The organism is Herbaspirillum rubrisubalbicans (genome assembly GCF_003719195.1).
In the GTDB taxonomy this organism is placed as follows: Bacteria; Pseudomonadota; Gammaproteobacteria; order Burkholderiales; family Burkholderiaceae_D; genus Herbaspirillum; species Herbaspirillum rubrisubalbicans.
The window spans coordinates 2,610,264-2,621,937 of sequence record NZ_CP024996.1 but is presented as its reverse complement, the minus strand read 5'-3'; the positions used below and the strand labels follow the sequence as shown (position 1 = coordinate 2,621,937).

Below are 11,674 nucleotides of genomic sequence, written 5' to 3'. Positions count from 1 at the left end.
GGGGTCAGTTCATAAAGTCCGGGGCCTTTTTTCTCGCTAGATGTGCTAGATGTTTTAGTAGCAAATCTTCACGCCGTCAATATCTTCGCAAGCTCTGGTGTAACGGTGACCACTGGCCAAGGTAGGCTCCGCAAAGACAGAGGATGCGAAACCAACCAACAAAACAGCAGCTACAACAGTCTTGATGATACGCATGGAATATAACTCCTTACAAATGTGGTTAATGTCATCTCAACGGGAGATGACGTATTCATTCTTATATAAGCTCGCATTTTTAGGCTGACAAATTACTTACGAACTAATGACCTGAAAATAAGAATCGTAAGGTTTTGTAAATATTAACTACCGCCTTTCTCTTCTTTGATAAACGCTGATTCCACTATGAAAAAAAATATAATGAAAGCGTTTAAATGAAAGCTCTACCGTTGAAATTTGATCTGCATGGAAATGAAATAGGACAGTGAAATTAGGCTCAACAATAGATTTTCCTAAGCACCCTCGCATTTTTATTCGCACAAATTACATTTAAAACGGAGCATGGAATAGCCCCTTGAATCTCAGGACACGAAGACTCTCTTAAAATAGAGGACAGTCTTATGACCAGTTTTACGACTAGGCAAACCGTGGACCATATCGAGATTCTGACCGAGCCGGAGCGTCGCAGAAGACGCACGCCCCAAGAGAAAATAGCCATCGTCCAGGAGACCTTGGCTCCTGGAGCTTCCGTATCAGCCGTTGCCAGGCGACACGGGGTGAACGCGAACCAGGTGTTTGGTTGGCGCAAGCAGTACCAGGAAGGCAGTCTGACCGCCGTCAAGGCTGGCGAGACGGTAGTGCCGGCCTCGGAGCTGGCCGCGGCCATCAAGGAAATCAAAGAACTGCAGCGGCTGTTGGGCAAGAAGAGCATGGAGAACGAGATTCTGCGCGAGGCCGTCGAATGGGGCCGGTCAAAAAACCTGATTGCGCGCTCGCCCTTGCTGCCGGAGGACGACCAATGAAAGTGGTTTGTGACGTTCTCGGTGTGGCGCGCTCTGCAGTGGCAGTAAAACGAGCCCGGAGCCCGGAATGGCGAGATGGCCGCAGTGTTCGCAAAGTCGACGACAGCGGCTTGCTCGAAGAGATTGAACTGCATGTTGCGAGCTTGCCGAGCTATGGCTATCGCCGCATCTGGGCTTTGCTGCGACGTAGCCGGGAATCCCTGGGCCAGGCGTGCGTGAACCATAAGCGGGTCTATCGCGTCATGCGAGAGCACGAGTTGCTGCTGCGCCGCCCTGGTGTGAGACGTGACAATCGACGCCACGATGGTAGCGTAGCGGTCAAGCAAAGTAATGCGCGCTGGTGTTCGGACGGCTTCGAATTCCGTTGCGATGACGGGTCTGCATTGCGAGTGACGTTTGCGCTGGATTGTTGTGACCGTGAGGCCATCAGCTGGGCGGCCACTACCGGTGGGCATAGCGGGGATGTCGTGCGCGACGTGATGCTGGCTGCCGTAGAGCAGCGGTTTGGGAGCACGCAGACTCCAGAGGTGATTGAATGGCTCAGCGACAACGGCTCTGCCTACATCGACCATCGCACACGCAGCTTCGCGCGCGAGCTGGGACTGGAGCCCTTGACCACGCCCGTGCGCTCGCCACAGAGTAACGGCATGGCGGAGCGGTTCGTAAAAACGATGAAACATGATTACATCGCCTTCATGGACAAGCCCGATGTGCCCACGGCGCTCACACATCTGGCCTCTGCCTTCGAGCAATACAATGAGCACCATCCGCACAAGGCCCTGAAATACCGCTCGCCTCGCGAGTTCAGACGGGCTGCAGCATCACTAACTTAACGATGTCTGAGTGTCCTGAATTGCGGGGGCAACTACAGAGCATCCAGCAAAGTCCCGAGCGTGCTGTACGCCATCAGTAACGCCGTAATCATGCGTTTCATTTCTTCCCCTCGATATGAACTGAAGTACGACGCGATCCAGCTTGTATCCCGTCCAGCAACCCAGTGCCTGAAGTGTCTTGCGATCCAACATCTTGCCTCCTGAGGACTATTCAATAAGCCGTCAGGAAACAAAACTCAGCAAATCAGTCCACGGAACTCTTCGAAGAATTTTTTTTTGCCTCGAACAACGGCTGCCCTACCGCTGCAAAAAGAATTTCATAAACAATAAGCTTTCTCATTCGTCATCCAGAGAGCGGACCATCCGGCCCGCGCCAGCGCCGCTGGCGATCCCTCATTGCGACCACCGCTCTCGACCATGATGACAAGAACATTGCGCAAGCCTTCCTCCTGCCCCCCGGCCTCCCTGCCCCAGCGCCTGATGGTGCGCTCCCTGCGCCTGGCGCTGCTGGGCCTGTCAGTCTCTGCCCCGGCCTGGGCCCAGACTCAGACTCAGACCACCACCAGCGACAGCGCCCTGCCTCAGGTCACCGTCACCGCCGGTCAGCAGGAACAGGCCACCGGTCCGGTGCATGGCTTCGTGGCCAAACGCAGCGCCACCGCCACCAAGACCGATACCCCGATCACCGAGATCCCGCAATCGATCTCGGTGGTGACCGCCGACCAGATCGCCGCCCAGCAGGCGCGCAGCGTCTCTGAAGCGCTGGGCTATACCAGCGGCGTACAAGTGTCCACCGGTGCCTTTGCCGTGGTCGATACCGGTTCGCTGCTGCGCGGCTTTGCGCTCAACAATGGCGGTTCCTTCTATCGCGACGGGATGCTCACCGCGTCCAACGCCAGCTACAGCCGCTATGCCCCCGAACCCTATGGCCTGGAGCGCATCGAGCTGCTGCACGGCCCGGCCTCGGTGATGTTCGGCCAGAATTCGCCAGGCGGATTGATCAACGTGGTCTCCAAGAAACCGACCACCAGCCCCCTGCACGAATTGCAGGTACAAGTCGGCAGCTTCGACCGCAAGCAGGTGGCCGGCGACTTCGGTGGCGCGCTCGATGAGGCCGGCGTGTGGTCCTACCGCATCACGGGCCTGGCGCGCGATGCCGGCACCCAGGTCGATGGCACGGTGGATCGGCGTGTCTTCCTGGCACCAGCCATTACCTGGCACCCCTCGGCAGCGACCGAGTGGACCGGGCGCTTCGAATACCAGCGCAGCGATGGCCTGGCCAATAACCTGTTCCCGGCCAGCGGCACGGTCAGCGCCAATCCCAATGGCCAGATTCCCACCAGCACCGCCGTGGGGCGCAGCGCCGACAACAACGAGCACTACGAGAACTGGTCGCTGTCTTCGCAGTTCTCGCACCAGTTCAACGAGGTCTGGAGCTTCCGCCAGAATCTGCGCTATACCGACTACAACGGCGAGCGCAACAGTATGCGTTTCGCCGCCTTCTACCCGGCCACGCAATCGGCCACGGCAGCGCTGCAGCGCTGGCGCCTGGGCACCGACTCCGACACCTTCACCACCGACAACCAATTGCAGGCCGACTTCAGCACCGGCGCGGTCAAGCACAAGGTCTTGATGGGAGTGGATTTCCACCACACCGGCGGCACCGTGCGCGGCTACGTCAGCCCCAATACCCTGGCCGGCTACGTGCTCTCCAATCTCTACACCACCAACTACCGCACCCTGCCCGCAGTGGCGGAAAACTACAACCTGCGCACCGTCGATGACCAGTTGGGCGTCTATCTTCAGGATCAACTGCAGATTGCCGAGCGCTGGTTCGTCTCGGCCGGCCTGCGCCACGACCGTTCGCAACAGACCGTCAACAATGCCATCGCCCGCACCAGCAGCGAGCGCAGCGACCGCGCCAATACCCGCAACCTGGGCCTGGTGCATGAACTGGCCAATGGTCTGTCGCCCTACCTGAGCTATACCGAATCCTTCACCCCCACCACCGGTACCAGCTTCGGCGGCGACATGCTCAAACCGGAACGCGCCAAGCAATACGAAGCCGGGCTCAAGTACGCGCCGCTCAATACCAATGCCCTCTTCACGCTAGCCGTGTTCGACCTGCGCCGCCAGAACGTGGCCACCGCCGACCTGCTTCATGCGGGCTACTCGCTGCAGACCGGTGCCGCGCGTTCCAAAGGAGTGGAGCTGGAGGGCAAGGTCGCGCTCACCGATGGCCTGAGCCTGACTTCCAGCTACAGCTACACCAATGCCAAGGTGACCAGCAATACCTCCACCAGTAGCGCCACCAGCACCGAAGGCAAGGCCCTGCCGGGCGCAGCCAAGCACAACGCGGGCGTGCTGGTGGACTATGGCTTCCAGCGCGGCATGTTAGCCGGCACCCATCTCTCGGCCGGGGTGCGCTACATCGGCCGCGCCTATGGCAATGCGCTCAATACCTTCGAGACACCGGCCGTGACCCTGCTGGACTTCGGAGCCCGTCTCGACCTGGGACGCTGGAACGCTGACTGGCGCAACATCGAGCTGGCCCTCAAGCTCAACAACGTTACCGATCGCGTCTATGCCTTCTGCTCGGAATACTGCGAGTACGGCGCGCGTCGCACCGGTCTGATCCAGTTGAGCACGCGATGGTAAGCAGCCTGGCCGCCTGGCTGTGCCGTCACGCGCCGCGCCGCCAGCACCTGGTGCTGATGCACCGCTGGAACGGGCTAGTCATCGCCCTGTTCCTGCTGGTGGCCAGCATCACCGGCAGCCTGCTGGTGTTCGAGGATGAACTGGAACTGTGGCTGGCGCCCGAGCTGCACCTGGCCCAGCCCGCCGCGGGGCAATCGGCCACGGCGCTGCTCGATCCTTACCAGTTGCGGCAACGGGTGGCACAAGAGCTGGCACCGCGCGCCCAGCTCAACCAGTTGATGCTGCATCCCCAGCCGGGCCGCACGGTGCGTTTCCTGGTCGAGCCGGCGATGGATCCGGCCAGCGGCCGGCCCTATGTGCTGGGCTACGATGAAATCTGGGTCAATCCCTACACCGGGGCGATCCAAGGCCGGCGCGACCGCCAGAAGATCAGTCTCAAGCCCGCCGAGCTGATGCCCTTCATCTTCAACCTGCATCATTCGCTGGCCCTGCCCCGCGTGGCAGGGGCGCTGCTGATGGGTACGGTGGCGACCTTGTGGACCCTGGATTGCCTGGTCGGCTTGATCCTCACCTGGCCACGGGCGCGGCCGTTCCTGGTGAAGTGGAAACCGGCCTGGCTGATCAAATGGCAGGCCGGTTTCTATCGCGTCAACCTTGACCTGCACCGCGCCTGCGCGCTGTGGCTGTGGGTGGTGCTGTTGTTGCTGGCCTGGTCCAGCGTGATGTTCAACCTGCGCGACCAGATCTACCTGCCGGTCATGTCGCGCCTGCTGCCCTTCGACACCAGTTGGCGCGGCCCCGCGCGCTTACCGCAGCCCATGGCGCAGCCGCCCATGGACTGGCCGCAGGCCCATGCGATGGCGCGCCAAGCCATGGCCGGCTTTGCCCGGGAACGCGGGCTGCACATCGATTTCGAGGACAGGTTAAGTTTCGACCGTCGCCGTGGCTTGTATGCATACATGGTCCACAGCAATGCAGACTTGCGCAGCGACGCCGGCAATACCGGTCTGCTCATCGATGCCCGCAGCGGCCAGATACTCGGCCATTGGCTGCCCACCGGCGACCGCAGCGGCAATACCTTCAGCAACTGGATCGGTGCACTGCACATGGGCCAGGTGTGGGGACTGCCGTGGCGCATCTTCCTGGCCGCATTGGGCTTGGTGGTGAGCCTGCTGACGGTGACCGGCATCGTGATCTGGTGGAAAAAGCGCGCCGCCCGCAGAGCGCCCACCAAGCAGTGCAGGCCCTAGGCCAGGTGCTGGCGGCAACTGGCCAGCGCATCGCGGATCAGAAAATTGACCAGCGTCACCGACACCCCGAGTTCGGCGGCGATCTCGCGCTGGCTCAGGCCGGCCAGCCGGTACAGCTCGAAGGCACGCCGCGTGCGCGCCGGCAAGCTGTCCAGCGCCTGGCTGATGCACGCCAATGTCTGGCGGCCGATGGCGATGGCTTCCGGGCCTTGGGCTTCTTCATGCACGGCCAGGCCGTCTTCCTCGGCGGCGAAGACATCGCTCTCGAAGGCGCTGCGGCGATGGTGGTCGATGGCCAGGTTGCGCACAATGCGCAGTAGATAGGCCTGCGGCTGGCGGATGTCGAAGGATGCCGGGACTTCATGGATCTTCAGGTAGGCATCCTGCACCACGTCTTCGGCCCGATACGGACAACCGAGGATACGCTGGGCCGCCTCGCGCAGGCGTTGACGCTGGCCGATGAAATGCTGGTGCAGGGAAAGGTCGAAGCCGGCAGCTTGTATGGATTCTGGTCGCATGGTCTTCCCTACCAACGATAACGGGCACTCAAGACCGCCATCCGTTCTTCGGCCCAGAAACAGGTCAGCGTGGGTTCGGCCAGGCAAGAGGTATTGCGCCGGTTGGCCAGGTTGCTGACGTTGAGGCTGTAGCGCCAGCGCCCCTGGTCCAGCCGCAGCATGGCGTCCAGCAGCACGGTGGCGGCATTGCACACGCTGTTGTCGGCATTGGCGTAGCTGGCGCCACTGTAGCGCGCGCCGCCGCCCAGCCCCAGGCCGGGCCAGGCATCGCCCGGGGTGTAGTCCAGCCACAGGCTGGCGGCCTGACGCGGCACCAGCACCGGCGACTTGCCCAGCAAGCCGGGATCGGCCTGGGCGATATTGAGGGCCTGGGTATAGCTATAGGCGGCCAGCAGGTTCAGGCCCGGCCACAGTTCGCCGCGTGCTTCCAGTTCCAGCCCGCGCGAGCGCACCTGGCTCTGGTCAACGTAGAAATTGGCATGGCCAGGATCGTTCGAGAGCACGTGATCCTTGGTGATCTGGAACAATGCCGCCGTGTAGATCGCCCGCCCCTGCTGCGGCTGGAACTTGAGGCCGGCTTCGAGCTGACGTGCATGAGTGGGGGCAAAGGGCTGGCCATTGGCATCCTGGCCAGGCTGGGGTAGGAAGGCGGTGCTGTAGTTAAGGTAAGGCGCCAGCGTGGGGGTGAGCTTCCAAGAGACGCCGAGGCGATGGCTCCAGGCGTGAGCCCGGGTGTCCTGGCGCGTCTGGGCCAGCGTATTGCGGTTGGTATCGATGACGCGATCGTAGCGGCTGCCCAGGGTCCACACCAGCGGCCCCTGGCGGATCTGGTCCTGCAGGTAGAGGCCGCTTTGCTGCATGTCTTCTGCCAATTGCGCAACCAACTGCGAGGCCATGGCAATGGGCAGCCCATACACCGGTTGCGCCAGATCCAGGCTGGGTGCATCGCCGCGATAGCGCTGCTCGCGCTGGCGCAGGCGCGTCAGGTCCAGCCCCAGCAGCAGGGTGTGGTCAAGCGCGCCCTGCCGCCACTGGCCCTGCAGGCGGGTATCGAGCTGGCTGCTCTCAAGCTGGGTATCGTAACGGGCGCTGCTGCGCGCCAGCAGGTTGCCGTTGAGGCTGCCGGGATTCAACACCGAGTACTGCGAGCGCAGGCCGGCTTGGCGGAAATCCTGCTGCAGGCGCCACTGATCGTCGAGACGATGCTCCAGTTGCCAGCCCAGCGACCATTGCTCGCCGCGCTGCTGATCGATGCCGGGGTCACCCACCAGGGTATGCGTGAGGCTGCCATCGGGCCGCACCGCCGTCCAGCGACCGCTGCCATTGCGGTCCTGCAGATAATCGGCCAGCAGGATCAGGCTGGTCTGCGGTGCCAGTTGCAGCTTCAGCGAAGGCGCCAGATAGAGACGATCGTTCTCGACGGCGCGGCCATTGCCGTAACTGAACTGGGTGTGGCTGTCCAGCGCCAGCCCGACGATACGCCCCTGCAACCGGCCATCGTCGGCGTGGCCGCTCAGGTCGGCGGCCAGTTGGCGGCGCTGGAAATTGCCCAGCGACGCCAGGATCTCATCCGGGGCGTCGCTGCCGGCCAGCTTGCTGATGCGATTGACCACCCCGCCCGGATCGGCCTGCCCGAAGCTGGCCGAGGCCGCGCCGCGCAGCACTTCGACCCGCTCCAGCCCGTAGGCTTCGGTGCGGAACATGCCGAAGCCGGACACCATCTGGCGCAGGCCATTGAGGTAATTGCTGGTGTTCTGGGCATTGATGAAGCCACGCAGGTTGAAATAGTCGTAACCGCGCGGATCGACCCCGTGGGTCTCGGTATTGGCGCCGGGCAGATAGCGCAGCACGTCCAGGATGCTGTCGGCGCCACGCGCCTCCATCTCCGCCCGCCCCACCACCGACAGCGATTGCGGGATCTCCAGCAAGGGCGTGGCCGTGCGGGTGGCGGTCTGGCTGCTGCTGGCGGCGTAGCCGGATTCATCGTCGCCCGCCACCAGCGGATCGCGGCCACCAACGATGGTGACCAGTTTGAGGGGTTGCGCCTGCTGCGGCACCGCTGCACCCTGCGACCACGAGGGCAGTTCCCACTGCACGGCATAGCTACCATGACCGGCACGCACCGCCCGCAGACCACTGCCGACCAGCAGGCGCGCCAACCCCTCTTCCACGGCCAGATCGCCTTGCAGCGCGGGCGCCTGCCGTCCCTGCACCATGTCTGGCGCGTAGGACAAGGTGATGGCGGCCTGCCGCGCGAAGCGATTCAGGGCGTCCTCCAGCGGGCCGGCGCTGATCTGGTAGTGGCGTCGGGCCGGGTCAAGCTCTTGCGACCAGCCCGCCACGCTCACCAGCAGCAGGCTCCAGGCCAGCAGCAAGCGCCACAGCCCCTGGCCGGGGCGGCCAGCATGGCAAGGTGAGGATGGCAGGCAGGTGGGGTTGGGCATCTCGGAAGAAAAATTCATCAGGTTCTACTGGTATGCCGAACCAGCCCTTCAAAACCCGTAATGCCCTTCCCAATTATTCATATCGACCTCAGGCGGGCACGACCCGCACCCAGAACCGCGTGCGTCGCTCGATGGCCACCGGCAGTGCCTGGGCCAGTGACTCCAGGGCAGCATCGCTATCTTGCAGTTGGAACACCCCCGACACCCGCAACTGCGCCACGGCGGCATCGCATTGCAACCAGCCATGGCGGTAACGCGCGATCTCGGCCAGCACCTCGGCCAGCCGCATCTGGCGCGCCACCAGACTGCCCTCCAGCCAGGCCGTCGGGTCCATGGCGGCCGAGCCGGTGGCTTGCCGTCGCAGATGGCCTTGGGCATCGATGTCCACGGTTTCACCGGGTTCGATGACCGTCCTGGGTTCCTGGCCGGTGGCGACGGCGACCCGGCCTTCGAGCACGGTCAGGCGCGTGCTGCCCTGCTGCTGGCGCACGTCGAAGCGCGTGCCCAGCGCCTGCAGGCGGGCCTGGGCGGTCTGCACCAGGAAGGGCCGATGCTGCGGGGCCAGCGCATCCTTGCCGGTGTCGATGAAGATGTCGCCTTGCTGCAGCACCAGCAGCCGCTGCCGGCCGTCGAAACGCAACTGCACGCTGGTATCGGTATCCAGGGTCAGTTGTGTGCCATCGCCCAAGGCCAGGCGTCTGTGCTGGCCGGTCGCGGTGGCGTAGCGCTGGCCGTCCAGCCCTTCCCACAGACCGGCTTGGCGCGCGGCCAGCGCCCCCAGGGCCAGACCGCCCAGCCCCAGTGTCACGCCACCCAGCCAGCGCCGGCGCGCCTGACGGCGCGTGCGGGTGCGGGTCAGCTCGGACAGCGGCTGCTGCCATTGCTCAGGTGGCACCGGCAAGGCCACCAGGCGCTGGAACTGGGCTTCAGCAGCCATCAGCTCGCCCCATACAGCCTCATGGCGCGCATCAGCCAGGCGCCAGGCATCGATGCGCGCTTGCAAGACGGCGTCCGGGGCGGTACGGCCAGCGTCGGCGCGCAACTTGACCAGCCAGGCGATGGCCTGATCCAGGACCGGGTCGGCCGCGGCGGCGGGCGGCTGGGGGGATGGGCGGGCGGCCATGGTGCAGAGGTGCCGGGGTGCTGAGGATGGCCGCCTAGCGCTGCCAGGATTGCCGCATCAGATAGCAATGACGGATGGCAGCGGCCATGTATTTCTCCACGCTGCTCAGTGACACGCCCATGCTCCGCGCGATCTCGGGATAGCTCATCTCTTCCAAGCGCGACATCAGGAAAGCCTCGCGCGCCCTGGCACCCAGGCCTTCGAGCATGGCATCGATGGCCGCCAGCGCCTCCACCAGCAGCAACCGCGCCTCGGGCGAGATCGCCTGCGGCTCGGGCAGGCGGGCGATGGCGTCCAGGCAGGCGCGTTCGACTTCATCACGTCGCACCTTGTCCACCACCAGCCCATGGGCGATGCGACTGAGCCAGGCACGCGGCTCACGCACTTCGTCGAGCGCACGCGGCTTGCCCAGCACCCGCACGAAGGTATCCTGCGCCAGATCGGCTGCATCGACGCTACTGCCCAGGCGCGCCCGCAACCATTGCTGCAGCCAGCCATGATGCTGGCGATAGAGCGTGTGGAAGCGCTGGGCATCGGCGGAGTGCGGGACGGACATGGGGGCGAAGGTGAAGGGCATAGATAGTAATAATTCTCATTTTATTCTTGGATGTGAAGTTTTACAACGCGCCCCTGCTTTGCCGCTGGTTTTCCAGCCAAGCCAGTCCAATTGGACTAGTTTCATGACAACAAGTACCCGCTAGAATGCTGGCTGTAGATGAGTCACCCTGGAGGGGGGAAAAGACCGGACCGCCTGGCGCGGCGCCGGCAGCTCGGGGGGGACTCATCTGCTTCACTTCCTGCCCTGCTTCATCCCCTGCGCTTGACGCTTCCCGAACCGCCTTTTATCTCCGCCCAGCCTGTCAGGCCGAGATGAAATCCAGCAGATGCGCTGCGACCTCTTCCGGGCACTCTTCCATGACGAAATGTCCGCAATCGGCAATGACTTGTCCGCATACATTGCTGGCGATGCCTTGCAAGGTCTGGAACAGCGAGGATGCCACTGACAATTGCCCGCCGATGGCCATGACCGGCATCTCCAGTTTCCTGGCAGCCCTGGCCTGGTTGGCCTGCAGCGCTTGGCGCGAGAACGATTCCCGATAGTAGGCAAAGGCCGCCCTGGTTCCTCCGGGTTGCGTATAGATGCGCGTGTATTCATCCAGGACCGCCGGCGTAAACACCCACGGGCGCGCCGCTTTCTGGGTGAACAACCACGTCAGGTATGGCCGCTCGTGTCCCCGGACCAGAATCTCGGGCAGGTCGGGCAGGCGATTGAAGGAAAAATGCCAGGTCCGTTTATTGATCTCATCCGTGGGGATCTCCGTGGTGGGCAATGGAGAAATGCCCGGCAAGGCGGCATCCAGCAAGCTCAGGGTGCGCACATCCTCGGGCCAGTCGGCCGCATAGGCATAGGCGATCCAGGCCCCCACGTCATGGCCGGCCACATCCAGCTTGCCGGCTTCCAGCAATCCCGTCAGTTGGGCAAAGCGGTGGATTTCAGCGGCCACGATGCCGGGCGTGAATCCGTCTTGGGGATGGGCCGAATCGCCCATGCCGCGCGGGTCAATGGCAATCACCCGACGTCCGGCGCGCGCCAGGCGGGGGATCACATCGCGCCAGGCAAACCAGCTCTGCGGCCAGCCCGGTATCAGCAGGACCGGCGCGCCCGTGCCGGCTTCGACGTAATGGAGGCGGATGCCATCGACATCGATGAGTTTGTGGTGTAACGCGATGTCGTTCTCGTAGTGTGAAGGGTTCATGGGTTCAATTCTTGCTTGGGTGCGTTGGATGGAAAGGGAGGACGAACATGCCGACAGGACGCAAAACGGGATATTTATATAGGATCACATCGT

At 63.1% G+C, this 11,674-nt stretch carries 9 protein-coding genes; 3 read left to right on the top strand and 6 right to left on the bottom strand.

Annotated elements, in window-relative coordinates:
• Nucleotides 1-54: 54 nt before the first annotated feature.
• Nucleotides 55-195, bottom strand: coding sequence for a hypothetical protein (locus RC54_RS25165; protein WP_164471204.1), 141 nt, complete (start codon nt 193-195; stop codon nt 55-57).
• A 401-nt stretch (nt 196-596) separates the two neighbouring features.
• Here RC54_RS25165 and RC54_RS11810 point away from each other — a divergent pair.
• The 3 genes from RC54_RS11810 to RC54_RS11795 all read left to right on the top strand — a co-directional run bounded on the left by RC54_RS11810 (nt 597) and on the right by RC54_RS11795 (nt 5,739).
• Nucleotides 597-1,831, top strand: a protein-coding gene (locus tag RC54_RS11810) for an IS3 family transposase (RefSeq protein WP_123020437.1) whose coding sequence is annotated in 2 segments (ribosomal slippage) — nt 597-957 and nt 957-1,831 — 1,236 coding nt in all. Because the reading frame shifts where the segments join, the coding sequence is not laid out codon by codon here.
• Nucleotides 1,832-2,248: 417 nt separating this feature from the next.
• Nucleotides 2,249-4,489 carry a TonB-dependent siderophore receptor gene (locus RC54_RS11800; protein WP_244216474.1) on the top strand — a complete coding sequence of 747 codons (2,241 nt, stop codon included), beginning with the start codon at nt 2,249-2,251 and terminating at the stop codon, nt 4,487-4,489.
• Nucleotides 4,483-5,739: a PepSY-associated TM helix domain-containing protein gene (locus tag RC54_RS11795; RefSeq protein ID WP_058895435.1), complete on the top strand. Its 1,257-nt coding sequence runs from the start codon at nt 4,483-4,485 to the stop codon at nt 5,737-5,739. The genes RC54_RS11800 and RC54_RS11795 overlap by 7 nt, the downstream gene beginning before the upstream one ends.
• Here RC54_RS11795 and RC54_RS11790 read toward each other — a convergent pair.
• The 5 genes from RC54_RS11790 to RC54_RS11770 form a co-directional block, all read right to left on the bottom strand.
• Nucleotides 5,736-6,257 carry an RNA polymerase factor sigma-70 gene (locus tag RC54_RS11790; protein ID WP_058895434.1) on the bottom strand — a complete coding sequence of 174 codons (522 nt, stop codon included), beginning with the start codon at nt 6,255-6,257 and terminating at the stop codon, nt 5,736-5,738. The two genes, RC54_RS11795 and RC54_RS11790, sit on opposite strands and share 4 nt — an antisense overlap.
• 8 nt (nt 6,258-6,265) lie before the next feature.
• Nucleotides 6,266-8,719, bottom strand: a complete 2,454-nt coding sequence (locus RC54_RS11785) for a TonB-dependent siderophore receptor (protein WP_061789131.1) — start codon at nt 8,717-8,719, stop codon at nt 6,266-6,268.
• A 70-nt stretch (nt 8,720-8,789) separates the two neighbouring features.
• On the bottom strand, nt 8,790-9,824 hold the full coding sequence (locus tag RC54_RS11780) for a FecR family protein (RefSeq protein ID WP_061789132.1): 1,035 nt from the start codon (nt 9,822-9,824) through the stop codon (nt 8,790-8,792).
• Between the two features lie 34 nt (nt 9,825-9,858).
• Nucleotides 9,859-10,380 carry a sigma-70 family RNA polymerase sigma factor gene (locus tag RC54_RS11775; protein ID WP_058897550.1) on the bottom strand — a complete coding sequence of 174 codons (522 nt, stop codon included), beginning with the start codon at nt 10,378-10,380 and terminating at the stop codon, nt 9,859-9,861.
• Between the two features lie 304 nt (nt 10,381-10,684).
• Complete coding sequence (locus RC54_RS11770; RefSeq protein ID WP_061789133.1) at nt 10,685-11,581, bottom strand: alpha/beta fold hydrolase; 897 nt, start codon at nt 11,579-11,581, stop codon at nt 10,685-10,687.
• Nucleotides 11,582-11,674: the final 93 nt, after the last annotated feature.